Consider the following 25,648-nt stretch of genomic DNA (forward strand, 5'->3'; position numbering starts at 1 on the left):
CAACTTCAAGATGAGCCCCTTACATCGCGCAAGTCAAATGACGAATGAGGCAAATGCTGCGACCTTGGTGGGGTGCTTGTCGGCGATGAATTTCGCGGTGGTCCCAGGGGGAGTGATGCCGTGGCGTGGAGGACAATCAGGTACTGTTCTTCGGGGCCGCTACGGGTCAAAGTCGGCGGTGAACGCCGCCTCCGAGCGGCTTCCGGTCTACACCAGACAGCCGACTCCCGGGCGGATTTCGAGTTAGGCAGCCTAGGGCCACGCGCGGAAGTCGTTTCCGTCGGACATCCCTGCATCGGCCCTTATCTCAATCCAATCAGGCTGTGCAGCTCTATGTGATCAGTTCTGCGCCTTCTTGGCCTCGTTCAACGCAATAATGATGGCCTTAATGGTACCTTCCGCAGCTGCGGCATTGTATCCGACATGGTAGCCATGGAATACGTGGATCGGCTCGTGGTCTTCGAAGCTGTGGTTCGCCCCGTTCCACAGCACCGACTTCACGGGGATCGAACGCTTGCTCTCGGCCATCTGGCCGCAGAGGACGGGACTGGTGGCCTCGTCCTTCTCTGCCAGGAAGAGGTGAACTGGAGCGTAGAAGTCGACGCTCTTCATCAAATAACAGGACGGCTGCATTGCGAAGCCGCCCGCGAACATGTGCTCGTGGAGGTCGCCGATCGCGCGGTTCATGATAATCAAAGACGTGGTCGCACCGTTGCTCCGGCCGAGGACGTAAACCTGTTTGGGATCGGCGATCTTTTGCTCGATGAGCCAGTCCAGAGCCGCATACGCATCGTCGGCTCGGCGCCGCGCCCAAGTCAGCTGGCTGGGATCCGAGCAGACGCCGTCAGGTCCCAAGTCCCGGCTGCCGAAGCTGTCAAGCAGCAGAACACCGTAGCCCGCCCCGACCAATCTACCGCCGTAGTCGCGTCCCCGTTTCTTCTCGACCCGGCCGAAGCCGTCGCAGCCGTGCAGCATGATCACGAACGGGATCAGACCCTTCGCGCCTTGCGGCCGCATCATGTCGGCCTGCAGTTCGCCCTCCGCCCTCACCTTGCGCTTCTCCTCGACGGTGCCGTCCATAAAGTTCTTCGACCAGCCGTCGATGTAGTCGTTGCCGGGAATCCAAGGAGAGGATTGCGCTGAGGTATGCCAAGGTATCTTGACCATCTCAGCATGTGCAGATGAGAACGACAAAACAGCGGCCATTGAGCGCTCGTATCGTTCGTTCGCGGCGCGCATGTCCGCATTGGGTCATTCGCGTCGGTTTGGCTGGGCGCCGCCGCCTTCCGCACTACCCCTACAAACAGACATCGTTACCGTGCGTCGGCATGTTTCAAGTGGGCCAGTCAGATGATTGCAGCGGCGATTCCAGCACCGGTAAGCGCTTCATTCACTACTTCTTGGAGGGCGGGTTCGACCCGACAACCAGGATCAGCGTTTTACACGGCGACTCCTCCGCCGCCTCAGCGCGGCATGAGGAAAGTATCGAACCGTACACAACAGCTAAACTCGCCGCTGCAAGATCGTTCAGGCTGCGGAGGTCCGGAATTCAGGAGTGCCCTCGGAAAAGCACAGCGAGAAGCCCGGCAGCAACGATCGCAAGCCAGATTAGCGAAACGATGAAAGAGGCGAAGTGCCAATCAACGTCGCGGCGCCTGGACTGCATTGTGTCTCCTTCCGGCGACTGTGCGCCGGCTCAACGATTGCTATCGTCCTTGCCGTTGGGGGTGCCGTCACCGCCGTCGTTGCCATAGCCATTGTTGCCACGAGGGCCGGCCGGTCCGGCGCCAGACCTTGCAATGGCATCCGACGTGAGGGACGTCGACAGCAGGAGCGTCATGGCCGGAGGCGTCACGGCGGCGAACTTTCCGCACGTCTTTAGGAATTCGCGTCGGTCATCGTCCTGGTCTGGCATGGCGTTGTCTCCCAATAGCGGAATTAAATCACATTAACCCAATTAAATCAATTAAATTTCGTTCCAAGATAAAGCGCACCCCTCGTCCGCTCTCTCAATGGCGAAGCGCCGCCTTTCGGTGGCGGGGAACTCAGATGAGCAAATCTAGCCCGCTATGTCCCGACGAGCGGACCTTCCTCAGATGGCGCGCCACATGTTTAATGGGCCAGAAGGGGGTAACGCCTCCAGTCGCTTTGGCAGCCTCTCAGCTGCCATCCTCGCAACCCGAGAACCCGCTTGCAGGCGAGCAACCACCAACGACGCGTTCGTTGAACGCTCGGATCAAAACTCACTGCAAGTTTTGAAAGGCCTGCTGAGCTTTTCATCGCTCCTTCGTTGAAGGCAGCGCTAGCGCAGCCGACGGCATCAAGCGCCAATAGGTGGTGCCAACCGGTCGCGAAGATGATCAGCGTTTGTGAGCCTGGCGGCGCTACTATTCAGGAAATGTTCAATCGCGGCCTTGCGTTGCAGCAGATCTTGCTCCCGCGAAGGCTCACTTGACATATTGCCCGCGTGCGCACGATAGACGGCTTGGTCCGCGGCAATGACCCCGACGACGCCGTGTGCGGCGAGCCGTAACCACATTTCCATATCAGAGGCATAGGGTAAGTCGGCCAAATAGCCCCCCAATCTCTTCTGCAGGCTGGTGCGGACCACTACAGTTGGTGACAGCACAATGTTTTTCGCGCCGCTAAGTGCAATGAAATCAAATCCGGACAAAACGCGGGTTGTCGATCCACGCCTGGTCTGTGGCGAGTACGCTTCCCCCACCGATCAAGAACAATCGCGCCTCCGAAGGTGAACGCGACAGAAGGATGCTCGTCCATTAGATCGACCGCTCTCGAAAGGGCGCCGGGCAACAAGTAATCATCGCAGACAGCAGAAGCATGTAGTCGGCTCTTGCCAGGCGATGCCTTCATTGGCAGTAGCAATGAGCACTCGATTCGAGACGTGCCTGCGGTAGTCGACGCGAGCGTCGGAGCGTACTAACTCCGCGGCAACTTCCGCTGTATCGTCTGGCGACGCATCATCTATAATCAGCAGGCGCAAGCGGGGGCCCGATTGCGCCAAAACGCTCTGGACGCACTCTCGCAGGAAGTGCTCGTACCGGAAGCAGGGAACAACGACGTCTACGGAGCTCATTTCTCGTCGGATTCCACCGACTGTCACAAAGAGCGTCGAGATATGTCTGTTCAAGAAAATACGATGGAATGGGTTCCTGGCCGGCCGCTTCGGGTTATACGCCGCCGATCACGCTCAAGCGGGGGTGGCTTTCGCTTTGCCTTGCGGAGCCGACGAGGACACACCGTAGCCCGGCTACGAAAGATCAGCCCGCGGCGGCGGATAGCGCCGGGCCAGCACCGACAAGGATAGATGCCGCCCGTCTTCCGGCAGTTCCAGATAAGCCAGAACGAGCGGCCGCTTCCATTCGCCGACGCCGAACTCCATCGTCATCCATTTCTGCGGCTCGGGGCCTTCCAGGCCTCGGACCCAGACGAAGTAGCGGGGAAGGTCGTCGGTGTCCGCTTCCGTCATGCGTCTCTTTGCCATCGAAGCTGCTCACTGCTTCAGCAACCGTTGCCGCACGATATAGGTAGTGGCGGAGCGAAGTCGAACGCCATGCAGGGCGATTGAGGAGTGGCTTTCCAGCCGCCCATGCTTCGACCCGCCCGCCCCGGGGCGGGCGCTCAGGACCAGGACGGAGGGCGCGGCAGCGACTTCAAGGCGTAGGTGCCTTATCCCGAGTACACCATTAGAAGCATCGTCACGGAAGACAAGGCGCGCGTTGCGGCCGCCGCGAAGGACATGCGATCGCCGCCGCGCTCGGGTGCGGTGAAACCGGGAGCTCGGTCGCTGAGATTCCGATTAACAGAAATTCGGAAATGCCGTATGTGATCTGCCGTCCCGGCCCATGGATAAGGGGCGTTTCGCGATCGTCACGATACGCGGGCCGGGTGGCGGTGGGCGTGGAGCGCATCGGCGCGCAGGCAATCGCAGGGCGGGTTTGGCCCGTGAGCGGTTGAGCAGCGCGCGCACGACAGGTGCAGTCCGCGTACGGCAAAAGCGTGTGGTCCTGGCGCCCGGGGTCTGTGCGTCAAGGCTTGCGGTGATGTTGCGGCCCGACCGGGCGAGCGCATCAGCTATCTCGCAAGGCGACGGGGGCAATAGTGCATCGCTCCCCGGGGAGAGCGCGCCATAAGCCGTTAAACCACTGCGCAGGGAAGGCCGGGATGTCCAGGCTGCCCTGTATGCCGCTGTGCATTTGTCTTCGCGCAATTGCGCACAGCGGACCGCGGGTGCCAGCTGGCACTCGGTCTTCCCTGCGCCCTTTCCAAGGACGGGGCGTCAAGAGAAGCTCAAGACTCGGGCGTTATGCGTCGCGAGGCTGTACAGGCGCGTCTTGCGCTGCTTGACAATTGAAGCGTGCACGGTTCGCCTGCCGATCACCGCCACAATTCGCAGGCCGCGACGCGGTTGATGTCGGCGAGCCGCCTTGCGCCATCTCCGTGGAGATCGAGGCTGCCGACCAGCGTCAGCAGGCGACGATAAGCGGTGTCGGCAATTTCGACCGGCAGCGGGGCCTCGAAGGCCTCGACATAGCTGCCGACGACACCGCTGAGCAGACGACACAGGCCGCGCTGGGCGGGATCGTCCCGGCCGAGTGTCTCGAGCTTCTGCTGGAAGATTTGGAAGGTCCGCAAACCGTGGTGCTGCTGGGAAAGCCACGCGTGCAGATCGTTCATGTGAGCTCCTTCGAGTTACAGAAGAAGCTACCGGCTTATACAGTGGGGAGGGGACGATGGCTAGCGGGGGAAGCAGAGGTTCGTTGCGCCAATCCGCCTTCGCCAAGGCTTCGGCGGGACAGCCTTCGCTGCTTCGCGTGGATAGACCGGCGCCTCGCTCGCCTAGCCGTAGGTGCGAAGCAGCGAAGGCTGGTGCCCCTGGCCGGAATCGAACCAGCACTCCTTGCGGAACTCGATTTTGAGTCGAGCGCGTCTACCAGTTCCGCCACAGGGGCCCTCGGTCGGCCGCTCGGATGAGGGCGTCGCGAAGCCGGCGGACTATAGCCATGGACAGGACGGGGTCAACCCGCGCCAAAGTGATCCCCGCCGTTCTCGACAGCCACATAAGCCGGAGTTAGAGGCTTGGAGCGCGACCCATCGGAGAGAGGCTGCCGTGACGATCCAGAGTGCCGCAATACCAGCGTTCAAGTCGGCCAGCGCCGGTCCCGCGCTGACCGCCTCGCTGCTCGTCACATTGATCGCCGCGGCCACGATCGCGGGCGCCTGGTTCTTCCAGCTCGTGCTGGAGATCCTGCCCTGTCCGCTCTGCCTGGAGCAGCGCTACGCTTATTACCTCGCGATCCCGCTCGGTGCCCTCACGGCGCTCGGGGCCAGAAGCGGCGCGCCGCGGCCGCTGCTGCTCGTTGCGCTAGCGATTCTGGTGCTGGCGACGCTCGCCAATGCCGGTCTCGGCGCCTATCACTCCGGCGTCGAATGGGGATTTTGGAAGGGGCCGACCGATTGCTCCGGTCCCGTCGTCAATCTCGGTAACGCCGGCGACCTTTTCTCGCGGCTCGACACCGTGAAGGTGGTGCGCTGCGACGAGGTGCAGTGGCGCTTCCTCGGCCTCTCGCTCGCCGGCTACAACGTGCTGATCTCGCTGCTGATGGCCGCGATCGCCGCATGGGGATTTGTGCGGACGGCGAAGCGCTGAGCTCAATCATCCACGTCATCCTGCGTGCGCCCGAACAAGTGCACGATGCCGGGTGTCGCGATCGTCACGAAGACGAAGCGCGACAGGTGATGGGCGCCGACGAAGATCGGGTCGATGTGCAGTGTCAGGGCCAGCGCCAGCATCGCGTCCATCGCGCCCGGAGCGAAAGCAACGACGACATCGGAGAATTTCACCTGCGTGGTGAGCGCGACGATGCCGACGAAGATGGCGGAAACGGCAATTGCGACCGCGAACGAGCCCAGCGCGGCGTTGATATGGCCGGCCAAAGTCTTGATCCGCATCCGCGCAAAGCGGCTGCCGATCAGGGCGCCGATGCCGACCAGCGCCACGCCGCGCACCCAGTCCGGCAGGCCGCCCTCGACCCAGCCGGCGCCATGCAACACGCCGGAGGCGATCATCGCGCCGAACATCCAGCTCGCCGGAAATTTGATCAGCCGCAGAAACAGAGCCAGCGCCAGCGAGGCTGCGGCCAGCGCCACCAGGTCGAGCGGCGAGGCGATCGTCGCCGTCAGCGACGGTGCGGCCGAGGGCGCCACGCCCGCGATCGCCAGCACCATCGGCAGCGCCGCGGTGAGGATGATGACCCGCATGGTCTGCACCACCGCGATGCCCGGCAGGTCGGCGCCGCGCTCGACCGCCAGGATCGTGATCTGCGACAGCGCGCCGGGGCTGCCGGCGAGGAAAGCCGAGGTGCGGTCCCAGCCATGGACGCGCTGGAGGTAATAGCTCGAGCCGAAGGTCGAGCAGAACGTCGCGAGCGCAAGCAGGCCGATGGTGACGGGATAGGCGCTGACCTGCTGGATCAGATGGCGCGAGACCACCGAGCCCAGCGAGATGCCGAGCAGCACCAGCACGGTCTGGGTCAGGATGGGCGGCAGCATCAGCTGACGACCGGCAATTGCCGCGATCCCGACCGCGATCATCGAGCCCGAGATCAGCCCGCCGGGAAGGCCGGCGACGAGAAATACGAGGCCGCCGGCGGTGCCGACGACAAGCGTCTCTATCGTGCTCAAGACGTTGGCACGGCTCGGCCATTCGAACGGCAGGGAGGCGACGATTTGCTTCACGCCACCTTATCGCAAATCAGCGAGAGGCGCACAATTGCAGGCTCGTCATGCCGCAATGCGCATGTCTCTCACTGATGCTGGCGGAGGATCGTGATGGGCTTACTTCTTGTCGGCGGTGGCGGGGGCGGCAGTGCCGGCCTTCGCTTCCTTCATGCATTCGCGGCGAAATTTCTTGCGCTCCTTGCCCTTCAGTCCCTTGGCGTCCGCCTGCTTGGAGCATTCAAGCGATTCGGCCGAGCGCTCCTTCGGCGCCTTCTTGTCGGCGGTTGCAGCAGTGTCGGTCTTTGTATCGGTCTTGGCGGCCGGCGCGGCGGTCTGGGCGAAGGCAGTGCCGGTGGCGAGCAAGGAGACGAGAGCGAGGGCGGCAAGGCGGGAGGTGACGGTCATGTGTTGCACTCTTCTTGAATTGCGAGGGGCTGGGAACGTCGGCCCGCGTTGCTGAACGCGACATGAATGAGTCGAACGGCGGCACCACTAAATTTTGCCGGCGCAACCCATCGCATCCTTGTCGCAAGCCACCGACACGCTAGGATAGCAATCCTCGTTTCACTTTCGTCGGGAAGACCAAGGAGGAGACCCAGGGATGACCATTCAGGCAAAATTGTTGTGTGCGATTGCAGCGGCGTGTGTCGCGGCATTGGTGGCGAGCGCGCCGGCGCAGGCACTGACCGCGCAGGAGTGCAGCGCAAAATATCAGGCGGCCAAGAAGGACGGCTCGCTCGGCACCATGAAGTGGAATGACTTCCGCAAGGCCCAATGCGGTGCAGACGCAACCCCCGCCGCTGCGCCCACCGCGGCTGCTCCGGCTGCGCCCGCCGCTCCTGCCGAACCGAAGCAGGCGAAGAAGGAAGCCGCGCCCGCCGCTGCGCCGACGCTGCCGGCTGGACCTGCGATCTATCCGAACGCGGTCGATCCGAAATACGCCAAGGAGACGCCCGGCAAGGCGCGGCTCCACACCTGCGTCGACCAGTACAATGCCAACAAGGCCACCAACGGCAATGGCGGCTTGAAATGGATCCAGAAGGGCGGCGGCTATTACAGCGAATGCACCAAGAAGCTGAAGGGCGCAGCCGCCTGAGCTTCGAAAGCAATGCGATGGCCGGGGCAAAGCTCCGGCCATTTCGCTTAGTCGAGCAGCTTCTCGGCCGATTTGGCCACAAGCTGCGACCGCTTGCGCGGCCCGCGCTCGACGAACAAGAGGCTTTGCCCGAAGATGAAGCAGTAGAACAGGAAGGCCTGCGCCTCGGCCTCCTCGGCGGCAAGGCCGGTCGCGCGATAGAGCTCTGCGACGTGCTTGAGCCGCGCGGCATCCACGCTCGCCACCGCCGCCGCCGCGCCCTCATCCGAACGGGCCCATTGCCGGATCGCGAGCTCGATCGCCATGCCCTCCGGATTGACCCGCTCGGAATAGAGCTGGATCAACGCTTTCAGCCGCTCGCGGGGCTCTTGTCCGTCGAGACTCGTCTGCTGCGCGATCGCCGCAGCGCGTCCCTCGCGCCAGCGTTCCAGAATTGCTTTGAGCAGTGCGGGCCGGTCGGCGAAGCGGCGGTAGAAGCCGCCCTTGGTGACGCCGAGGTTCTTGGCGAGCACCTCCACCCGCACGCCCTCGACGCCCGAGCGGGCGAGTTCGGTAAACCCTGCCTCGACCCAGACATCGCCCTTGCCGTCGCTCATGAAGGAAGCCTCGCCGGTTCTTGATACGGTGCCGTATTGCTAGCGCGACGCAGCTCTGATACGCTACCGTATCAACAAAGGCGGTAGAAAAAGAATAGGGCGGAAGGCGTGAACGATGATGGCATTCGAGCCAAAAAACCCGGATTACCGCGCTGCGGCCACGGCGATGTTCGCGGCCCAGCCGGCAATGCACACGCTCGGTATTTCGATCATCCATCTCGCCCCGGGCGAGGTGGAGCTGGCGATGCCGCATTCGGCTGCCTTCACGCAGCAGAACGGATTTGTCCATGCCGGTATCATTACGGCAGGCCTCGACAATGCCTGCGGAGTCGCCGCCTTCACCCTGATGCCGCGTGAAGCGGACATCCTCACCGTCGAGTTCAAGACCACGCTGCTCGCACCTGCTCGCGGCGCGCGCTTTGTCTTCAAGGCCGCGGTGGTCAAACCCGGTCGCACGCTGACCTTCTGCGAAGCCAGGGCTTTTGCCGAGCATGAGGGCAAGGCGACGCTGATCGCGTCCATGACCGGCACGCTGATGGCGATGCTGCCGCGCGGTGCGGCTTCGCCGGCGCCGGCCGCAATCCGCTCATAGCATGGCGATGACATCGCGCCCGCGACGCTCTATATGAGCGGTAACACTTCTCGGTCCCGAATCGTATTTGCAGCGATGGGACCGAAACGGGACGAGATATGGCTGGATCTGGCAATAAGGGCCTAGTGACGACGCGGCGCGCGGCGTTGACGTTGATCGGGGCAGGCGTCTTGGCGGCTGGTGGGATCACTTTCGCCCGCGCCGCCGCCGATGGCGACGAGGTGCTGACCGAATCCAAGGTGTTGCGTGATCCCGAGACGCCGGTTGCCGGCAATCCCGACGGCAACATCACCATCGTCGAATGGTCCGATTACAATTGTCCCTATTGCCGCAAGCTCGAGCCTGAGCTGCGCCAGGTCGTCCAGGACGACGGCAAGGTGAGGCTGGTGATGAAGGATTGGCCGATCCTCGGGCCGGTCTCGGTCACGGCGGCGCGGACCGCGCTGGCGGCGAAATTCCAGGACAAATACCATCAGGCCCACGACGCCATGATGGGCGTCAGCTCGCGCCTGACCGAGCCGCGCATCAACGAGATTCTTGCTGGCGCAGGCGTCGACATGGACCGGCTGAAGCGCGATCTCGCCGGCCACGCCAAGGACATCGACGCCATCCTCAAGCGCAACAACGAGCAGGCCGAAGCCTTCGGCTTCCGAGGCACGCCGTCCTTCATCGTCGGCAAATACCGCGTACCCGGCGTGCTGAGCATGAACGAGTTCGAGCAGGTTATTGCCGACGCACGCAAGGCCAAGATGAACTGAGCCAGGCGATAGTCATCACCTAACACAAAGGCGCCGCCGCGGAGTTCGCGACGGCGCCTTGTTCATGATACCGCGTCGCTACTTCGACGAGATCCGGACCCAGTCCTTGTGCGCGCGGTCCCGCAGCGCGTCCCAATCGGCCTTGGCGACATCCCAGTTCACGATGGTGCGATTGGTGATCGCGACCTCGCCATTGGCGACCGACGACGTCTGCATGGAATCATAGACGTAGACCCCGCCCGCAAGCAGCAGCGCGCCGAGGATCATTCCGAAAAAAGTCTGCATGGCGAACCTCCGGTGACGAGCGATAACGTCGGTGCGGAGCGATTGTTCCCGCGGCGGTGCGGCGCGGGTAAGGACGGATCGTTCATCTCCTATTCAGCCAATCCAGCAGCTCCGCGTTGATCTCGCGCGGATAGGTGTGACTGAGGTCGTCGATCTCCCGATAGGTCACGTCGGCGCCGGCGGTAGAGAGCGTCGCCTGCGTCTGCCGTGCGGTCTGCACCGGAAACATCCAGTCGAGCTTGCCGTGGGTGATGAAGACCGGCAGGCGCTGGAGGCGCTTGGCGTTCGCCACCTCCGCCATCAGCGGATGGAAGGTCGCCGACACCGGCGCAAGATGGGTGAAGGGCGAAGCACCGTCGAGCCCGGTGACGTAGCAGAAGGTGCCGCCGTCGCTCATGCCGGTCAGCAGCATGCGCGAGGCATCTATGCTCCAGCGGCTGCGCACGGTCTCGAGGATGCGCATGAGATTCGGCGTATCGGCGTCATCGCCCATTAGCGCCCAGGTCGGGCCGATTGCGGTCGGCGCTACCAGGATTGCGCCGAGGCTGCGCGCATCGCGCAACCAGCTCCACAGGAAACCGCGCCCGTTGCCGCTGCCGCCATGCAGCGCCATCACCAGCGGCATGGTCCGATCGGGCGTGTAATATTCGGGCACATAGACCGAGAAGCCGCCGCGGCTGCCCGGCTCGTTGTGATCATGGAAGATGCCGGTATTTTCGCTAGCGCCACCTTCGAGCCGGGACAACAGCTCGGCATTTCCGCGATTGGCAGCGTTGAGAAAGAAGCTGCTCACGGGAGGAAACTGCACCGCCAGCGGATAGAGCGCCTCTTGCGCGCGCGGCAGGTGGCGCAGCGCGCGGAACACGGCGACGAGGTCGCCATTGCCGCGCTCGACCTCGCGGATCCCGGCAAAGGCGGCGAGCGTCTCGTTGCAAGCGCGATCGAGCCGCTCGCGCAGCCCGGCGAACTGCTCCGGCCAGTCGCCGATCGCTGCCCGCGCCGCTTGCAGCGCCTCGTCCGGCGAGCCGATCGCGTTCATCACCGAGGCGAAGGCTGGCGGGTGCAGATGCCGCTGGAAGAAGCCGAGCGCCTCCAGCGCATTGAGCAGCGGCGGCAGCACGGCCACGATGTCGTCCACGACGGCCTCGGTCATTGCCGCTTCCTCAAGCCTTGCGTCAGTGCAGCTGCGGCGCCTTCAGGAGCTTGAAGCGGTCGGTCGAGGTCACCGTGACGTCGAAGGTGACGCCTTCATGATGCACGGTGAGCGGCACGTCGACGCCGGCGGCGCCGAGCGCCCACATTTTCCGATAGAAGCCGGTCTGGCTCGTGACCTTCTCGCCGTTCACGGCGAGGATGACATCGCCAGTCTTGAGCTCGGCGCGCGCGGCCGGGCCGTTGGCGGAGATGCCGATCACCACCACGCGGTTGTCGATCTCGGTCGAGTAGAGCCCGAGCCAGGGCCGCGCCGGCTTGTTGACGCGGCCGAACTTGCGCAGGTCGTCGAGGATCGGCTTCAAGAGGTCGATGGGCACGATCATGTTGACGTGCTCGCCCTTGCCGTCGCGTTCGCGCTCGAGCTGGAGCGAGCCGATGCCGATCAACTCACCGCGTTCGTTGAGAAGCGCGGTGCCGCCCCAGTTCGGATGTGCGGGATAGGTAAAGATGGCCTCATCCAGCAGATATTCCCAATAGCCGGCGAATTCCTGCTTGGCCACGATCTGGCTCGCAACCGAGCGCGTGCGGCCGCCGGCGCCGCCGACCACGACGCGATCGCCGATCCGCGATTCCGCCGAGGTGCCGAGCGGCAAGGGTTCGACGTCGAGCTGGCCGAGCGCCTGCACGAGGCCGAAGCCGGTGACGGAATCGAAGCCGAGCGCATGGCCTTCGACCACGCGTCCGTCGGCCAGGTGCAGCCATACGGATTCCGCCTCGGTGATGAGGTAGCCGATTGTGAGCACCAGCCCGTCGTCGATCACGACGCCGTTGCCGGCGCGTTCGGTGCCCAGCGTCTCGGCGCTGAAGGCGTCTGGCGGGATGATGGCGTGCAGGCCGACGACGGACGCGAGCGCGCGGTCGAGATCGAAACCATAATCGCTTGCACGCGGCTGATTGGCCGGTGGCACTCTCCATTCGGTCAGTGCGGGCATGGAGTTCTCCTGGCTGAGAGCATCGCTCCGCCGTCGCCGGCGGAACGAGGCGCGAAGCACGGATAATTTAGGCCGGAGGACGCCGTCTTGAAAGCCTCGTTCCCAACTATTCCAGAGAACGCCGCGTGAAATCTTCGAAAGGCATAACGACGGTTCGTGCGCAGGTGGCAGGTGACAGCCGGCCCTTCGACCCGGCAGCCGTCGCATGGCTGGTGTCCGGCGAGGTGCTAGGCGCGGTGCAATGAAGCTGCTAACCATTGCCGCTTCGTTTGACCAGGGATCACGGATCGAAGCATGGATAACCGCAGCGACATCTGGCGTGGCGTCGACACGATCAAGGCGCGTTTCATCGACCTCAGCGATAAGATCTGGGGCACGCCCGAGGTGTGCTACACCGAGGCGCGGTCCGCCGCCGAGCATCTCGCCGAGCTGCGTCATCAGGGTTTCCGCATCACCGAGAATCTCGCCGGCATCCCGACTGCGCTGATGGGCGAGTGGGGCGAAGGCGGTCCGGTCATTGCCTTCATGGGTGAATATGACGCGCTGCCGGGATTGAGCCAGGAGGCAGGTGTCGCCGAGCACCGTCCGATCGAGGTCGGTGGCCATGGCCATGGCTGCGGTCACAATCTGCTCGGTTCCGCTGCGCTGCTCGCCGCGACGGCGGTGAAGGACTGGCTCGCCGAGAACAAAGTGCCCGGCCGCGTGCGCTATTACGGCTGCCCCGCAGAGGAAGGTGGCGCGGCAAAGGCCTTCATGGTGCGCTCGGGTGCGTTCGAAGATGCCGACATCGCCATCACCTGGCATCCGCACAGCTTCTGGGAAGTGGCGGTCACGCCCTCGCTCGCCAACACGCGCGCGGATTTCATCTTCACCGGTCGCACCTCACATGCGGCGGCCTCGCCGCATCTCGGCCGTTCTGCGCTCGACGCGGTGGAATTGATGAACGTCGGCGTGAACTACATGCGCGAGCACATGCCGAGCGATGCGCGCGTGCACTACGCCTTGCTCGACACCGGCGGCATCGCGCCCAACGTGGTGCAGGCCCATGCACGGGTGCGCTATTCGATCCGTGCCCGCGATCTTCCCGGCATGAACGAGCTGGTCGAGCGCGTGTCCAAGATCGCGCAGGCGCGGCGCTGATGACCGAGACCAAGATGGAAATGAAGATCATCTCCGCGGTCTCCAACATCCTGCCGAATACCCCGCTGGAGCAGGCGCTACACCGTATCATGGAAGACCTCGGACCGCCGCATTTCGACGAGGCGGACAAGGGCTTTGCCAGCCAGATTCGTGCGACGCTGAGCGACAAGGACATTTCGTCGGTTTACTACGCGATCGGCATGGAGCCCACCGATCGGCCGCTGGCCGACTTCCTGGTGCCGCTGGATGCCAAGCGCAACCCGCTGGTCGGTTCGACCGACGTGGGCGACGTGAGCTGGGTGGTCCCGACCGTGCAGGTTCACGCACCGACGGTTGCAATCGGCACGCCCTTCCACACTTGGCAGGTAGTGGCGCAGGGCAAGAGCCCGCATGCCCACAAGGCGATGGTGCAGGCCGCCAAGGCGATGGCCGGGCTCGGTATCAAGGCGCTGACGGAACCGGAGCTGATCAAGTCTGCCAAGGCGGATCTTCAGAAGCGGACGGCCAAGATGCCTTACGTCTGTCCGTTGCCGGATCACGTCGCGCCGCCGCTCGATATGTCGGTGACGTAGAGCGTCGATACTTAAGTCTGATCCGACGAACAAATTTTCCGCAGTGCAGCGCGCAATCCAGCGTGTTTTGATGCTGGATTGCCGAATGGATGGGCTCACGGAAGGCAGTTCTGCCCAACGGACAGCCAGAAGACCGTTTGCATACATACGGTCCCAGTTGACGCGCCCCCCATTCGGTGTGCCATCTACTGCCAGCTAATTGGGCGGCAGCTCTGACGGCCGTCGTCATCACGATAGGAACCAGACGGGGGACAACCATGCTGGATAAAGAACTGCGTTCGATGATCGGCCAGGTGAAGGACGGGCGGATGGATCGCCGCGGCTTCATCAAGCACATGGCCGCGGTCGGTCTCACCGCTCCTCTGGCCAATCAGATCCTCGCGCTCGGCGGCGTCGCCATGGCCGAGGGCGCCTCGACTTACAAGCCGACGAAGCGCGGCGGCGGTGGTGCGCTGAAGCTGCTGTGGTGGCAGGGCCCGACCCTGCTCAATCCGCACTTCGCCACCGGCACCAAGGACCAGGACGGCTCGCGCCTGTTCTACGAGCCGCTCGCCTCCTGGGACCCCGACGGCAACATGAAGCTGGTTCTTGCGGCAGAAATTCCCTCGATCCAGAACGGCGGGCTCGCCGCCGACGGCAAATCGGTGACCTGGAAGCTCAAGCCCGGCGTCAAATGGCACGATGGCAAGCCGTTCACTGCCGACGACGTTGTGTTCAACTGGGAATATGCAAGCGATCCTGCCACCGCAGCAGTCACCATCGGCACCTACCGCGACATCAAGGTCGAAAAGATCGATGATCTCACGGTACGCCTCCTTTTCGCCAAGCCGACCCCCTTCTGGGCCGATGCTTTCGTCGGTGCACCGAATTGCATCATCCCCAAACATCTATTTGCGGACTACAAGGGCGCCAAATCCCGCGAGGCGCCGAACAACCTGTCACCCGTCGGCACCGGTCCCTACAAGTTCGTGGAATTCAAGCCCGGCGATCTCGTGCGCGGTGTGATCAATTCCGACTACCACATGCCCAACCGCCCCTACTTTGATACGCTTGAGATGAAGGGCGGCGGCGATGCCGTTTCGGCGGCGCGCGCGGTGATCCAGACCGGCGAATACGATTTCGGTTACAACATCCAGGTCGAAGATGACGTGCTGCTGCGCCTGGAAAAGGGCGGCAAGGGCAAAGCAGTCTACGCCGTGGGGGGTGACACCGAGTTCATCGCGCTCAATTTCACCGATCCAAACACCGAGATCGATGGCGAACGCTCTTCGATGAAGACCAAGCACCCGCTGTTCTCCGATCCGGCCGTGCGCAAGGCGCTGTCCATGCTGGTCGATCGCGAGTCGGTCAAAAAGGCCATCTACGGCCGCGCCGGCCGCACGACCGCTAATTTCCTCAACGGTCCCGAGAAATTCGTGTCCAAGAACAACACTTGGGAGTTCAGCGTCGAGAAGGCGGCGAAACTTCTTGATGACGCCGGCTGGAAGCCCGGCGCGGACGGCATCCGCGAGAAGGACGGCAAGAAGCTGAAGCTGCTGTACCAGACCTCGATCAACGGACCGCGCCAGAAGACTCAGGCGATCGTCAAGCAAGCCTGCCAGAAGGCTGGCATCGATGTCGAACTCAAATCCGTTGTCGCCTCCGTGTTCTTCTCCTCGGACGTCGGCAATCCCGACACTTATCCGAAGTTCTATGCGGACCTGGAGATGTTCCAGATTCCCATGAGCCAGCCGGATCCTTCGCAGCACATGCGCCGCTATACGTCGGACAGGGTGTCAACCAAGGAGAACAAGTGGCAGGGCACCAATTTTCCGCGTTGGGTCAACAAGGACTACGACGCGATCATCGCAGCGGCAGAAGCCGAAATGGACCCGATCAAGCGCGCCGCGCTGTACATCAAGGCCAATGATCTCTTGATTCAGGAGGTCGTATTCATCCCAGTGCAGCATCGCCTCAAGGTGGAAGCCGCGGCCAACAACCTTGTCTGCATCGTCAGCGGTTGGGCCAACGAGACCGACAACCTGTTCGACTGGTACCGGGAGGCATGATCCCGAGGGCGTAGACGGATTTCCCTATGAGCCAATACGTCCTGCGTCGCCTGCTGATCGCGATTCCGAGCCTGCTCGGAATCTCGGTCGTGCTGTTCGTCGTGCTCGCGCTCGCCCCCGGCGATCCGTTCTCCGAGCTGGCGACCAATCCGAACGTGCCGCCCGAAGTGCAGGCGGCACTTCGGGCCAAGTTCGGCCTCGACGATCCGATTCACCTTCGCTACCTGCATTGGCTCAACGCCATGCTGCACGGCGACTGGGGCTTCTCCTTCGTCAGCCGGATGAACGTCGACACGCTGATCCTCCAGCGCCTGCCCGCGACCCTCTACGTGATCGGCTCGGCGCAGATCCTTGCGCTCCTGATCGCGATTCCCGTCGGCGTGTACGCGGCGACCAGGCCATATTCGCTATTCGACCAGATCGCGAATACGCTCGCCTTCGTCGGCTTCTCGCTGCCGACCTTCTTCACGGGCATCCTGTTCATCCTGATCTTCTCGGTCACGCTCGACTGGCTGCCCTTCGTCTACACCACCGACATCAAGGGCACGGGAATCCACTGGGTGCTGGAGATGATCCGCCAGGCGATCATGCCGGTGGCGGTGCTCGGCCTGTTCCAGGCGGCGTCGATGACGCGCTTCGTGCGCTCGGCGATGCTCGACGTGATCCGGCTCGACTATGTCACCACGGCGCGCGCCAAGGGCCTCGGACAAACCAAAGTTATCGTCAAGCACGTGATGCGCAACGCCATGATCCCGGTCGTGACGCTCATTGCGTTGCAGATGCCGGCGGTGTTCGGGGGCGCCATCGTCACCGAGCAGATCTTCCGCATTCCTGGTATCGGCTCGCTGCTGATCTCCTCGATCCTGTCCAACGACACGCCGGTGGTGATGGCCGTCACCTTCGTGTTCGCGTGCCTCGTCGTGCTGTTCAATCTCATCGCGGACATCCTTTATGGCTGGCTTGACCCTCGCATCTCCTTCCGCTGAGCGGCGCGTCTACTCGCCCTGGCGCGAGACGTGGCGGCGCTATAGTCGCCACAAGCTCGCTGTGGTCAGTGCGTTCCTGCTTCTCGTTCTGATCCTGGCGGTGGTGATTGGCCCCTTCGTCTGGCGGGTCAAGATCGACGACATCGACATCGTCGCGGGTATGCAGGGCCCATCGCTGGCCCATCCTTTCGGCACCGACGATCTCGGCCAGGACATCCTGGCCCGCATGATCTATGGCGGGCGCATCTCGCTCGCGGTCGGTCTCGCCGCAATGCTGGTCTCGGTCTTTGTCGGTGTGCTGATCGGTGCGCTCGCCGGCATGTCGCGCGGTGCGCTCGGTCATGGGCTGATGTGGCTCACCGATCTCTTTTTGTCGCTGCCGCAATTGCCGCTCCTGCTGTTGCTCATTTATCTCTTCCGCGACGGGCTGAAAGCCGCGTTCGGCCCGGAGGGCGGCATCTTTATCCTGATCGTGCTCGTGATCGGCGGCCTCCGCTGGATGCCGGTGGCGCGCCTCGTGCGCGCGCAGTTCCTGTCGATCCGCGAGAAAGAATTCGTCGAGGCCGCGCGGGCGCTCGGCGCCAGTCCAGTGCGGCAGGTGGTGCGCCACATCCTGCCCAATGCGCTCGGCCCCGTGATCATCGCCGGCACCATCGACGTCGCTGCCGCCATCATCGCCGAATCGACGTTGTCGTTCCTCGGCCTCGGCTTTCCGCCGGATACCCCGACTTGGGGGCGGCTGCTGTACGACGCCAAGGATTTTCTCGACATCGGCCCGCATTGGGCGCTGTTCCCGGGCGGCGCGATCTTCATCGCGGTGGTAGCCATCAACTTCATCGGTGACGGCTTGCGTGACGCGCTCGATGCGCGACGGGTGATCTGATGGCGCCACTGCTCGAAATCAAGGGTCTAAAAACCCACTTCTCCACCGACGACGGCATCCTCCAGGCCGTCGACGGCGTCGACATCTCCGTCAATCGCGGCGAGACGCTGTGCGTCGTCGGCGAGTCTGGCTGCGGTAAGACCGTGACGGCGATGTCGATCCTGAAGCTGATCGCTATGCCGCCGGGCCGGATCGCGGCGGGCCAGATCATGTTCGAGGGTCGCGATCTCGTTCCTTTGACGAGCAATCAGCTTGACGAGGTCCGCGCCAAGGAGATCGGCTTCATCTTCCAGGAGCCGATGACCTCGCTCAATCCGGTGCTCACCATTGGCGAGCAGATCGCCGAGAGCCTGCGGCGGCACGAAGCGGTAACCAAGAAGCAGGCGCTCGAGCGCACCATCGAGATGCTGAAGCTGGTGCAGATCCCGAACGCCGAAGGCCGCGTGCACAACTATCCGCACCAGTTCTCCGGCGGCATGCGCCAGCGCGTGATGATCGCGATGGCGCTCGCCTGCAAGCCGAAGCTGATCATCGCCGACGAGCCGACAACCGCGCTGGACGTCACCATCCAGGCCCAGATTCTCGACCTGCTCCAGGACATGAAGGACCGCTTCGGCATGGCGGTGATGCTGATCACCCATGCGATGGGTGTCGTCGCCGAAACCGCGCAGCGTGTCGTCGTAATGTATGCCGGCAAGGTGGTGGAGGAGGCGCTCGTCGACGATCTCTTCGGCGATCCCCGCCATCCCTATACGCAAGGGTTGATCCGCTCGATCCCGCGCATCGATCTCGACAGCGAGCACAAGACGCGGCTGGAGGCGATCGGCGGCTCGGTGCCGATCCTGATCAATCCGCCGGTCGGCTGCCGCTTTGCCCCGCGCTGCAAGTTCGCCATGAACGTGTGCACCGGGAAGGAGCCGCTGCTGCGCGAGATCGCGCCCGGGCATCGCGTGGCCTGTCACTTGGGAGATACCAGTCTGGGAGGCGCGGCATGAGCCAACCGTTGCTGCGCGTCAGCGGCCTGAAGAAACATTTTCCCGTGCTCGGCGGTCTGCTGTCGCGCCAAGTTGGGACCGTCTACGCGGTCGACGGCGTGTCTTTCTCCGTGAATCGCGGCGAGACGCTCGGCCTCGTCGGCGAGTCCGGCTGCGGCAAGTCCACGACGGGGCGTTGCGTGCTGCGCCTGATCGAGCCGACCGACGGCGAGGTCACCTTCGACGGCCAGGACGTGCGTAAGCTCGGCGGCAACGATCTGCGCGCGATGCGGCGGAACATGCAGCTCGTATTCCAGGATCCGTTCGCCTCGCTCAATCCGCGCATGACGGTCGGTGCGATCCTCGGCGAAGCCTTCACCATCCACAATCTCGCCTCGTCCGCGAAAGAGCGCGAGGAGCGCGTCGCGGGTCTCCTGGTCAAGGTTGGGCTCAAGGCCGAGCACATGCGGCGCTACCCGCACGAGTTCTCCGGCGGCCAGCGCCAGCGCATCGTGATCGCGCGGGCGCTCGCGGTCGAACCGAAGCTGATCGTCTGCGACGAGCCGGTCTCCGCGCTCGACGTGTCGATTCAGGCGCAAGTGATCAACCTGTTGGAAGATCTCCAGGCCGAGCTGAACCTCACCTATTTGTTCGTCGCGCACGATCTCTCTGTCGTCGAGCACATCTCCGATCGCGTCGCGGTGATGTATCTCGGCCGCATCGTCGAACTCGCGAAGGCGAGTGATCTCTACCGCAACCCGCAGCATCCCTACACCAGGGCGCTCCTGTCCGCGGTGCCGGTGCCCGATCCCAAGTTCAAGCGCGAACGCATCCGCCTCAAGGGCGACGTGCCGAGCCCGATGAAACCGCCATCCGGCTGCCACTTCCACACCCGTTGTCCGATCGCCCAGCCGCGCTGTGCGGAAAGCGCGCCGGAGCTGAGGGAAGGGGCGGGCGGGCACTTTGTGGCGTGCCATCTGGCTTGATGCCGGCGGAAAGCGGAGCGCGAGTCATTCGTGAAGCAGGCCGTGCTCCGAAAGGGCCTGCTTGAAAGCCTGCACCGACGTATGGTGATGCGCGGAGAGACCCGCCTCGCGCGCGCCGGCAACATTGGCCGCGACATCGTCGACGAACAGGGCCATCTCCGGCCTCACGTTGAGCTCGGACAGGCAGCGGCGGTAGCAGCGCGGGTCCGGCTTCGCCGTCTTGAACTGGGCCGAGGTGTAGATTTGAGAGCCGAACAGCGGGCGCAAGTCCGGCAGCAGGGTGTCGATATGGTCAGCGACCAGCGTGGTGTTGTTGGTAAGGACGGCAATGTCGACGGTCTTGCGCAAGCTGTCGGCAATCTCCAGCATCGCGCGTTTGGCCTGCATTGAACGGCGCCGCGCCTCGACCCATTCGTCGAGCGATAGGGAATAACCGATGCGCTCGCCGAACCCGCGCAGATAGTCTGAGGCATCGAGCGCGCCAGTGTCGCCGAGAAATTCGAATCCGGATGCCCAGATCGCCTTGTAGACGGCTTCACTCGTGATCCCGGCCAGCTCCGCAAGAAAGGCGACGCGCTTTTCCCTCTCGTAGTCACAGAGGACGTTGTCCATATCGAAAAGGACGAGCTTAATCTCGCCAGTCACCGCAGCACTCTCGGATCGGCCGAACATCCGGCCGCGGTGCAAATCATATCCCGTCCGGACCCGACGGACAAATCCAGAGGAGAGGTCGTCACGCGCTCTTGGCCGGCCACGGAACGACCTGTCCCGACATCACCAGCCGGTCACGGCCGCTGTCCTTGGCCGCGTAGAGCGCGCGGTCGGCGGCCGCGACCAGCGTGCTGCAGTCCATCGCGGTCTGGGACGGAAGAGCCGTCGCGCCGCCAACGCTCGCAGTCACCAGCCGGGAAGGTGGATTCTGTGCATGCAGCATGCCGAGACCGTGCAGCGCCTGGCGAATCCCTTCGCCGATCTCGGTGCAGCCATCCGGGCCGGTGTTCGGCAACAGCACGGCGAATTCCTCGCCGCCGTAGCGCGCGGCGAGGTCGGCCGGGCGCTTGGCCTGGGCGGACAGGATCCTGCCGAGCGCGCGCAGGCAGGCGTCGCCCGCCTGATGTCCGTAATGATCGTTGAACTTCTTGAAATGATCGACATCGACCAGCAGCAGCGAGAGCTGCGTGCCGTCGCGCCGGGCGCGCGCCCACTCATCGGCGAGACGTTCGTCGAATGTGCGTCGGTTGGCGAGGCCGGTAAGGCCGTCGGTCGTTGCGAGCGAGGCGAGTTTGTCCTGAAGGTCCTTCTGCTCGGTCATGTCGCGCACCACCGCGACGACGCCGTCGATGGCACCGCTGTCCGAGGCAAGGGTCACGTGCAGCGCCGCCTCGGCCCAGATCTCGCCCTTGTCGCGATGACGCTGGCGATAGACGAACCGCGCTTCCTCGGCTTCGCCATTCTTCAGCGCAATGATCGCCTGCTCGACCCGTTGCATGTCGTCCGTGTGAATGCCGGCCAAAGCCGACGTGTCCAGCAGTTCCTCGGCGGACCAGCCGGTGATGCGCGCGCATGAGGGAGAGACGTAGAGCAGCCGGTTATCGAGCCCGATCCGGGTCACCATGTCGCTGGATTGCTCGGCCAGCAGGCGGAAATTCGCTTCCTTGGCAACCAAGGCCTGGGCCATGAGCTGCCGCTGCACCAACTGACGGACCAAGTAGAAGCCGATCACCGCGATCAGCAGAACGAGGCCGAGGACGAAGGTCATGCGCGCGGCCGCCGCGCGTCGCCAGGGCGCCAGCACGTCGTCTTGCGACTTGCTCGCCAGCACCATCAGCGGATAGCGGCTGCTGCGCTGGTAGTAGCTCAGCCGCTCCACGCCATCGAGCGGCGATTTGAAATAGTAGACCGAGGCGGCGGGGCGGCTTTTCCAGCTTCTGAACAGGGGCGCATTGGACAGGTCGCGTCCAACGAAGGCGCCGCTCTCGTCGCGACTGCGCGCCAGCATGATGCCGCTATTGTTGAGCAGCGATGCCGAGCCGTTCGGACCGATGTCGAACCGCTCGTAGAACTTGACGAAATAGCTGACGTCGATCGTGAGCAGGGCAACGCCGGCGAAGCCGCCGTCGGAATCGTTGATCCGGCGGGATGCGGTGATGATCCATTGGCCGCCGGCTCTGCTCTTGACGGGCGGTCCGATCAGCGTGCCGGTTGCAGGCGAGTCGCGATGGTGGCGGAAATAACCGCGATCGCTGTTGTTAAGGTTGGAGAAGTCGAGGCGTTCAGTCGTGGCAAGCCAGCGGCCGGTCGCGTCGTAGACGAAGATGCCGCGGATGCGGTCCGATGATTTGCGTGTCGGCAGATAAGCCTGGAGTTTCGCAATCGTGTCCGGACCCGTCCCGTCGATTTCGAGCCGATGGACCAACCCGACCAGGATCGTGTCGACCAGTTCGAATGTATCGTCCGCGTGCTGGATCAGCGAATGCGCCAGATTGGTGACGTCGACTTCGGCTGCCCTGAGATCGGCATTGCGCGCTTCCCATTCACGCCAGGCGCTCAAGCCGAGGATCGCCACGCAAGTCAGCGCGACGAAGCCCGCCGCCCAAAGCGGAAGGCGCGTCTTGCCGAGTTCGCGGCTCGTGACCATCAGGCTTGCTCCAAATCGGTGCAAACCTCTCACTTTGGCCTTAACGGCCTGTTGCAACTTCTGCGATGATTTTGTGCGTCCGTAGTCAACCGGACGGGTCGACGAGATCTTGACCGACTCTGCTCGGCGGTTGTTAACCACCTCGCCGCAGCGTGACAGCCTCATCCTGCGTCCGCTGCGTCATCCCTCCAGCGTGAAGCCGACGCGCAGCGTGACCTGATAGTGACGGACAGTGCCGTTCTCGATGTGGCCGCGCGTCTGCACAACCTCGAACCATTTCATCTCGCGAACGGTCTTGGCGGCGCGCCCGATCGCGTTCTGGATCGCATCCTCGATGGAGGTCTCGGATGATCCGACCAGTTCCAGGATCTTATAGACGTGATCATGTTCGGCTGTGGGCATGATGAGCCTCCCTCGGTTGCGCTGCGGCATGCATCGCTTGCGCTCTGATCTGAACGAGCGCCAATGCTTCAGGTTCCGTCTTGCGATGGCCGGCATACGCCCGGTGGTGGAGGGGGCAGTCTCCTCCTGCTAAGCGCTGCCCACGGATTCCGCGCGGCGCGACAGGACGTAGCGCTCACACTCGGCGGCGTCAGGCTGGCGATGCGGTGGACGCAGGCTATCTGCAGCCTGCTGCACGATGGGCGCAGGTTGAGTGGCTCGCCAGAGCAGGCGCAGCAGCAGGGCCAGCAGCACCATCATCGCGAAGCCGCCGATGGAAGGTACAAATTTGTCGTCCATCCCAGTCAGATCCGCTTCATTGCCGAACTGCGCTGCGAGTCTGGCCGATTGCAGCATTCCATAGGCGCCGGCAAGCAGGATCAATCCGTAGAGGAAACTGCGCTCCCGGGCGTTCGCCACTTGTGCAAGATCAGGAAGCATCAACGCAAGGCCGATTCCGATGATCGGCAGGTCGTAATCATAGGCGTAGGGGCTGATCATCACCGACACCATGGCAGCGACACCGAACGCGAAATTGGGTGAGGCCCTGCGCGCCGTTCCAAGCCAGACCGCAAGCACGACCGCAAACAGGGCGAGGCTCGCCGCAGCCGCCTGCATCCAGAAGGCAACGCTTGAGGGAAGGCCGGCCCGGCCAAGCGCAGCGTAGGTCGAGACCATGCGGAACAGCGGATAGAAGCCGCGCTCCAGGAAGATAGCCGATTCCCGGATTGCGCCGAGCCATGCGGTCCAGATCTGCCATCCGAACACGAGCGTGCAGACGAGCGAGCTTGCGAGCACGACTGCAGCGGCGGTCGCGAGCGCCCCCCAGCGGCGCGTCGCCAGCATGTAGACTCCGGCGGCGATGGCCAGGTGCGGCTTGATCACCATTGCCCCCAGAGCAAGACCAGCGATGATCTGACGCCGCTCGACGTTGAGGCAGACGATGCCGATTAGGGTGCCGGTCAGGAAGCCGTTCTGGCCGCAGCCGACCGTGATCGCCAGCGCAGGAAACAGCACGACCAAGACGAGCGCGAAATTCTGCCCGGCGATGGCCCGAAGCGTCAGGAGGTAGGCAACCAGCGTGGCCGTGATGAACAGCAGATAGGCGATGCCGGCCGGCAGCAGCGCGAATGGCGCCACCAGAAGATCGAACTGCGGCGGATAAGTCCAGGGCATGAAGCTGGTTGAACCGGCAAATGCCTGCTGAAGCTTGACCAGCGTCTCGAACCGGTAGACCAGATCGAGCTGACCGTAGCAGATCTGCTGTGCGACGATGTAGAAGGCGTCGAAATCTGACAGTTCGCGGACTTGCCAGGCGCTCCAGCGGCCGAACCTGAACGTCTTGAACAGGACCATCACAGCGAGCGTCGCAAGCACGAAGCGGACATAGATCGTCCGCTTCGACGGTGAGGATTGAACCGCTTCCAGCGTCTCGGCAAACATCGGCGACGACCTCGAACCCTGATAGATCGCGGCCGGGTACGCGGTTCCGCCGATCCCCGGCCAAATTGCCACCAGAGGTTTAAGGGAGAGTAAGGACTGTCGCAGAATTCAAGCAAAAGGTCGCATTGGTGCGGCCGAAGCCGATGCCGGTGGATCCGAGATCCCGCTCGGTTGCCCCGCAAAGGCCGTCGCATAGGACATCTTGGCTGATTCCAGCGGGTGCCTCTCCGGTGCTTTCAAAATCGCCCCGAGAAATTCCTTCTCGGCGTCCATCCGGTCGGTGCGGAAACGCCATTAAGTGTCGCATTCGAGATCGACTGGATTTCAGCCAATCAGATCGACATGGAGCAGGCGCACAGACAGCGATGTCCTGATGAGAGGACCGCCTGGCCTATTCATCGACTGCACCCCGCTCTCCGACATCAAGGTGCCGATCGGCTTCGACCATCCCAGTCCACAGTCCAATTCATGGACGGTGACGGGCCACGCAAGTCCAAAAGCAACCAGAAGGACCGCCAGTTGAACGCCGCGGGGAAAGCCGAAGAGCCATCGTCAACACGCTCCCGCCTCTACGGATCCAGCTCCGTATCCCAATATAGATAGTCCAGCCAGCTGTCGTGCAGATAGTTCGGCGGAAACAGGCGGCCGTTGCGGTGGAGTTGGTGTACGGTCGGCGCGAACGCACTCTGGCGCGGAAACATTTTTGCTTGCGCCGGGGTGAGATTGCCCTTGCGCAGATTACAGGGCGAGCACGCCGCGACCACGTTCTCCCAGGTGGTCTGGCCGCCTTTGCTGCGCGGGATGATGTGATCGAAGGTGAGGTCTTCAGGCGAGCCGCAATATTGGCAGGCGAAACGATCGCGCAGGAAGACGTTGAAACGGGTGAAGGCGGGATGGGTGGTCGGCTTGACGAAGGATTTGAGCGAAACCACGCTCGGCAATTGCATCTCTAACGTCGGACTTCGAACCGCCTGGTCGTAATGCGCGACGATGTTGACGCGGTCGAGGAACACCGCCTTGATCGCGTCCTGCCACGACCACAAAGACAGTGGGTAGTAACTCAGCGGCCGGAAGTCCGCGTTCAGCACCAACACCGGCCAACTGCCTTGCGAGACATGTGCGTTCAAGTAACGCTCCCGGCCTCCAATGTACGCTGCGAAGCAGCAAGTACTGACATACTACATGCAGCGTGACGGGATTGTGAAGCCCGTTGAGCGACTTATTCAGTCGCAAGCAACGCGGCGGCGAGGTGGCAAAAGCGCTCAAAAAGCCGCGATCCCCGGGGACCATGCAGCCGGCCCGGAACCGCCTTCACGGTGCGT

The 25,648-nt window shown here is 63.3% G+C and carries 26 protein-coding genes, 1 tRNA gene and 1 pseudogene; 10 read left to right on the forward strand and 18 right to left on the reverse strand.

Annotation, left to right across the window (positions count from 1 at the left end):
- Positions 1-339: 339 nt before the first annotated feature.
- The 7 genes from IVA91_RS26145 to IVA91_RS26175 all read right to left on the reverse strand — a co-directional run bounded on the left by IVA91_RS26145 (position 340) and on the right by IVA91_RS26175 (position 4,973).
- Entirely contained in the window at positions 340-1,239 is a 900-nt protein-coding gene (locus tag IVA91_RS26145) for a prolyl oligopeptidase family serine peptidase (RefSeq protein WP_247279735.1), read from the reverse strand.
- 457 nt (positions 1,240-1,696) lie between these two features.
- Entirely contained in the window at positions 1,697-1,915 is a 219-nt protein-coding gene (locus IVA91_RS26150; RefSeq protein WP_247279734.1) for a hypothetical protein, read from the reverse strand.
- A 405-nt stretch (positions 1,916-2,320) separates the two neighbouring features.
- Complete coding sequence (locus tag IVA91_RS26155; RefSeq protein ID WP_247279733.1) at positions 2,321-2,674, reverse strand: hypothetical protein; 354 nt, start codon at positions 2,672-2,674, stop codon at positions 2,321-2,323.
- A 147-nt stretch (positions 2,675-2,821) separates the two neighbouring features.
- Positions 2,822-3,097 (reverse strand): glycosyltransferase family 2 protein, encoded by a 276-nt coding sequence (locus IVA91_RS26160; RefSeq protein WP_247279732.1) that lies wholly within the window; start codon positions 3,095-3,097, stop codon positions 2,822-2,824.
- Between the two features lie 174 nt (positions 3,098-3,271).
- Positions 3,272-3,505, reverse strand: coding sequence for a hypothetical protein (locus tag IVA91_RS26165; protein ID WP_247279731.1), 234 nt, complete (start codon positions 3,503-3,505; stop codon positions 3,272-3,274).
- Positions 3,506-4,398: 893 nt separating this feature from the next.
- Positions 4,399-4,698 carry a hypothetical protein gene (locus IVA91_RS26170; protein ID WP_247279730.1) on the reverse strand — a complete coding sequence of 100 codons (300 nt, stop codon included), beginning with the start codon at positions 4,696-4,698 and terminating at the stop codon, positions 4,399-4,401.
- 190 nt (positions 4,699-4,888) lie between these two features.
- Positions 4,889-4,973: transfer RNA gene (locus IVA91_RS26175), tRNA-Leu, on the reverse strand.
- Positions 4,974-5,131: 158 nt separating this feature from the next.
- Here IVA91_RS26175 and IVA91_RS26180 point away from each other — a divergent pair.
- Positions 5,132-5,671 carry a disulfide bond formation protein B gene (locus IVA91_RS26180; protein WP_247279729.1) on the forward strand — a complete coding sequence of 180 codons (540 nt, stop codon included), beginning with the start codon at positions 5,132-5,134 and terminating at the stop codon, positions 5,669-5,671.
- 2 nt (positions 5,672-5,673) lie between these two features.
- Here the strand turns inward: IVA91_RS26180 and IVA91_RS26185 are convergent, their stop codons facing one another.
- Both IVA91_RS26185 and IVA91_RS26190 read right to left on the reverse strand, forming a co-directional pair.
- Complete coding sequence (locus IVA91_RS26185) at positions 5,674-6,759, reverse strand: AbrB family transcriptional regulator (RefSeq protein WP_247279728.1); 1,086 nt, start codon at positions 6,757-6,759, stop codon at positions 5,674-5,676.
- 99 nt (positions 6,760-6,858) lie between these two features.
- Positions 6,859-7,146, reverse strand: coding sequence for a PsiF family protein (locus tag IVA91_RS26190; protein ID WP_247279727.1), 288 nt, complete (start codon positions 7,144-7,146; stop codon positions 6,859-6,861).
- A gap of 196 nt (positions 7,147-7,342) precedes the next feature.
- Here IVA91_RS26190 and IVA91_RS26195 point away from each other — a divergent pair, with 196 nt between their 5' ends.
- On the forward strand, positions 7,343-7,837 hold the full coding sequence (locus IVA91_RS26195) for a hypothetical protein (protein WP_247279726.1): 495 nt from the start codon (positions 7,343-7,345) through the stop codon (positions 7,835-7,837).
- A gap of 47 nt (positions 7,838-7,884) precedes the next feature.
- On the opposite strand, the gene IVA91_RS26200 is transcribed toward IVA91_RS26195, so the two are convergent.
- Positions 7,885-8,433: a TetR/AcrR family transcriptional regulator gene (locus IVA91_RS26200; RefSeq protein ID WP_247279725.1), complete on the reverse strand. Its 549-nt coding sequence runs from the start codon at positions 8,431-8,433 to the stop codon at positions 7,885-7,887.
- Positions 8,434-8,548: 115 nt separating this feature from the next.
- Between IVA91_RS26200 and IVA91_RS26205 the strand changes: the two genes are divergently transcribed.
- The gene (locus IVA91_RS26205; protein ID WP_247279724.1) at positions 8,549-9,025 is read left to right on the forward strand and encodes a PaaI family thioesterase; all 477 of its coding nucleotides are present in this window, start codon (positions 8,549-8,551) and stop codon (positions 9,023-9,025) included.
- A gap of 98 nt (positions 9,026-9,123) precedes the next feature.
- Positions 9,124-9,783: a DsbA family protein gene (locus IVA91_RS26210; RefSeq protein ID WP_247279723.1), complete on the forward strand. Its 660-nt coding sequence runs from the start codon at positions 9,124-9,126 to the stop codon at positions 9,781-9,783.
- A gap of 78 nt (positions 9,784-9,861) precedes the next feature.
- Here IVA91_RS26210 and IVA91_RS26215 read toward each other — a convergent pair whose 3' ends face one another.
- The 3 genes from IVA91_RS26215 to IVA91_RS26225 all read right to left on the reverse strand — a co-directional run bounded on the left by IVA91_RS26215 (position 9,862) and on the right by IVA91_RS26225 (position 12,215).
- Complete coding sequence (locus IVA91_RS26215; RefSeq protein WP_027573305.1) at positions 9,862-10,068, reverse strand: hypothetical protein; 207 nt, start codon at positions 10,066-10,068, stop codon at positions 9,862-9,864.
- A gap of 82 nt (positions 10,069-10,150) precedes the next feature.
- Positions 10,151-11,221, reverse strand: coding sequence for a phospholipase (locus IVA91_RS26220; protein WP_247279722.1), 1,071 nt, complete (start codon positions 11,219-11,221; stop codon positions 10,151-10,153).
- Positions 11,222-11,243: 22 nt separating this feature from the next.
- Positions 11,244-12,215, reverse strand: a complete 972-nt coding sequence (locus IVA91_RS26225) for a S1C family serine protease (protein WP_247417837.1) — start codon at positions 12,213-12,215, stop codon at positions 11,244-11,246.
- A 294-nt stretch (positions 12,216-12,509) separates the two neighbouring features.
- On the opposite strand from IVA91_RS26225, the pseudogene IVA91_RS26230 reads away from it, so the two are divergent.
- The 6 genes and pseudogenes from IVA91_RS26230 (at position 12,510) to IVA91_RS26255 (ending at position 19,804) form a co-directional block, all read left to right on the forward strand.
- Positions 12,510-13,927 (forward strand): annotated as a pseudogene (locus tag IVA91_RS26230) (M20 family metallopeptidase).
- A gap of 257 nt (positions 13,928-14,184) precedes the next feature.
- Positions 14,185-15,975 carry a peptide ABC transporter substrate-binding protein gene (locus tag IVA91_RS26235; RefSeq protein ID WP_247279719.1) on the forward strand — a complete coding sequence of 597 codons (1,791 nt, stop codon included), beginning with the start codon at positions 14,185-14,187 and terminating at the stop codon, positions 15,973-15,975.
- A 26-nt stretch (positions 15,976-16,001) separates the two neighbouring features.
- Positions 16,002-16,961: an ABC transporter permease gene (locus tag IVA91_RS26240; protein ID WP_247279718.1), complete on the forward strand. Its 960-nt coding sequence runs from the start codon at positions 16,002-16,004 to the stop codon at positions 16,959-16,961.
- A complete protein-coding gene (locus IVA91_RS26245) occupies positions 16,927-17,844 on the forward strand; it encodes an ABC transporter permease (RefSeq protein WP_247279717.1) in 918 nt (305 codons plus the stop codon). Before IVA91_RS26240 ends, IVA91_RS26245 begins: the two co-directional genes overlap by 35 nt.
- A complete protein-coding gene (locus IVA91_RS26250; RefSeq protein WP_247279716.1) occupies positions 17,844-18,839 on the forward strand; it encodes an ABC transporter ATP-binding protein in 996 nt (331 codons plus the stop codon). Before IVA91_RS26245 ends, IVA91_RS26250 begins: the two co-directional genes overlap by 1 nt.
- Positions 18,836-19,804 (forward strand): dipeptide ABC transporter ATP-binding protein, encoded by a 969-nt coding sequence (locus IVA91_RS26255; RefSeq protein WP_247279715.1) that lies wholly within the window; start codon positions 18,836-18,838, stop codon positions 19,802-19,804. The genes IVA91_RS26250 and IVA91_RS26255 overlap by 4 nt, the downstream gene beginning before the upstream one ends.
- A gap of 24 nt (positions 19,805-19,828) precedes the next feature.
- On the opposite strand, the gene IVA91_RS26260 is transcribed toward IVA91_RS26255, so the two are convergent.
- From IVA91_RS26260 to IVA91_RS26280, 5 genes are all read right to left on the reverse strand, one after another.
- Positions 19,829-20,476, reverse strand: a complete 648-nt coding sequence (locus tag IVA91_RS26260) for an HAD family phosphatase (RefSeq protein WP_247279714.1) — start codon at positions 20,474-20,476, stop codon at positions 19,829-19,831.
- Positions 20,477-20,537: 61 nt separating this feature from the next.
- Positions 20,538-22,442 carry a sensor domain-containing diguanylate cyclase gene (locus IVA91_RS26265; protein ID WP_247279713.1) on the reverse strand — a complete coding sequence of 635 codons (1,905 nt, stop codon included), beginning with the start codon at positions 22,440-22,442 and terminating at the stop codon, positions 20,538-20,540.
- Positions 22,443-22,622: 180 nt separating this feature from the next.
- The gene (locus IVA91_RS26270) at positions 22,623-22,844 is read right to left on the reverse strand and encodes a dodecin (protein ID WP_247279712.1); all 222 of its coding nucleotides are present in this window, start codon (positions 22,842-22,844) and stop codon (positions 22,623-22,625) included.
- A 129-nt stretch (positions 22,845-22,973) separates the two neighbouring features.
- On the reverse strand, positions 22,974-24,326 hold the full coding sequence (locus IVA91_RS26275) for a glycosyltransferase family 87 protein (protein WP_247279711.1): 1,353 nt from the start codon (positions 24,324-24,326) through the stop codon (positions 22,974-22,976).
- Positions 24,327-24,895: 569 nt separating this feature from the next.
- Positions 24,896-25,453 carry an HNH endonuclease gene (locus tag IVA91_RS26280; protein ID WP_008543309.1) on the reverse strand — a complete coding sequence of 186 codons (558 nt, stop codon included), beginning with the start codon at positions 25,451-25,453 and terminating at the stop codon, positions 24,896-24,898.
- Positions 25,454-25,648 lie beyond the last annotated feature (195 nt).

This window comes from Bradyrhizobium sp. 153 (genome assembly GCF_023073835.1).
GTDB lineage: Bacteria > Pseudomonadota > Alphaproteobacteria > Rhizobiales > Xanthobacteraceae > Bradyrhizobium.

What these genes read in the sequence shown, in the direction of transcription:
- IVA91_RS26265 (WP_247279713.1), bottom strand. Translation starts at nt 22,442, where the DNA reads ATGGTCACGAGCCGCGAACTCGGCAAGACGCGCCTTCCGCTTTGGGCG.
- IVA91_RS26200 (WP_247279725.1), bottom strand. Translation starts at nt 8,433, where the DNA reads ATGAGCGACGGCAAGGGCGATGTCTGGGTCGAGGCAGGGTTTACCGAA.
- IVA91_RS26220 (WP_247279722.1), bottom strand. Translation starts at nt 11,221, where the DNA reads ATGACCGAGGCCGTCGTGGACGACATCGTGGCCGTGCTGCCGCCGCTG.
- IVA91_RS26145 (WP_247279735.1), bottom strand. Translation starts at nt 1,239, where the DNA reads ATGCGCGCCGCGAACGAACGATACGAGCGCTCAATGGCCGCTGTTTTG.
- IVA91_RS26250 (WP_247279716.1), top strand. Translation starts at nt 17,844, where the DNA reads ATGGCGCCACTGCTCGAAATCAAGGGTCTAAAAACCCACTTCTCCACC.
- IVA91_RS26205 (WP_247279724.1), top strand. Translation starts at nt 8,549, where the DNA reads ATGATGGCATTCGAGCCAAAAAACCCGGATTACCGCGCTGCGGCCACG.
- IVA91_RS26255 (WP_247279715.1), top strand. Translation starts at nt 18,836, where the DNA reads ATGAGCCAACCGTTGCTGCGCGTCAGCGGCCTGAAGAAACATTTTCCC.
- IVA91_RS26225 (WP_247417837.1), bottom strand. Translation starts at nt 12,215, where the DNA reads ATGCCCGCACTGACCGAATGGAGAGTGCCACCGGCCAATCAGCCGCGT.
- IVA91_RS26150 (WP_247279734.1), bottom strand. Translation starts at nt 1,915, where the DNA reads ATGCCAGACCAGGACGATGACCGACGCGAATTCCTAAAGACGTGCGGA.
- IVA91_RS26210 (WP_247279723.1), top strand. Translation starts at nt 9,124, where the DNA reads ATGGCTGGATCTGGCAATAAGGGCCTAGTGACGACGCGGCGCGCGGCG.
- IVA91_RS26245 (WP_247279717.1), top strand. Translation starts at nt 16,927, where the DNA reads ATGGCTGGCTTGACCCTCGCATCTCCTTCCGCTGAGCGGCGCGTCTAC.
- IVA91_RS26170 (WP_247279730.1), bottom strand. Translation starts at nt 4,698, where the DNA reads ATGAACGATCTGCACGCGTGGCTTTCCCAGCAGCACCACGGTTTGCGG.
- IVA91_RS26275 (WP_247279711.1), bottom strand. Translation starts at nt 24,326, where the DNA reads ATGTTTGCCGAGACGCTGGAAGCGGTTCAATCCTCACCGTCGAAGCGG.
- IVA91_RS26195 (WP_247279726.1), top strand. Translation starts at nt 7,343, where the DNA reads ATGACCATTCAGGCAAAATTGTTGTGTGCGATTGCAGCGGCGTGTGTC.
- IVA91_RS26190 (WP_247279727.1), bottom strand. Translation starts at nt 7,146, where the DNA reads ATGACCGTCACCTCCCGCCTTGCCGCCCTCGCTCTCGTCTCCTTGCTC.
- IVA91_RS26240 (WP_247279718.1), top strand. Translation starts at nt 16,002, where the DNA reads ATGAGCCAATACGTCCTGCGTCGCCTGCTGATCGCGATTCCGAGCCTG.
- IVA91_RS26235 (WP_247279719.1), top strand. Translation starts at nt 14,185, where the DNA reads ATGCTGGATAAAGAACTGCGTTCGATGATCGGCCAGGTGAAGGACGGG.
- IVA91_RS26160 (WP_247279732.1), bottom strand. Translation starts at nt 3,097, where the DNA reads ATGAGCTCCGTAGACGTCGTTGTTCCCTGCTTCCGGTACGAGCACTTC.
- IVA91_RS26260 (WP_247279714.1), bottom strand. Translation starts at nt 20,476, where the DNA reads ATGTTCGGCCGATCCGAGAGTGCTGCGGTGACTGGCGAGATTAAGCTC.
- IVA91_RS26270 (WP_247279712.1), bottom strand. Translation starts at nt 22,844, where the DNA reads ATGCCCACAGCCGAACATGATCACGTCTATAAGATCCTGGAACTGGTC.
- IVA91_RS26165 (WP_247279731.1), bottom strand. Translation starts at nt 3,505, where the DNA reads ATGGCAAAGAGACGCATGACGGAAGCGGACACCGACGACCTTCCCCGC.
- IVA91_RS26215 (WP_027573305.1), bottom strand. Translation starts at nt 10,068, where the DNA reads ATGCAGACTTTTTTCGGAATGATCCTCGGCGCGCTGCTGCTTGCGGGC.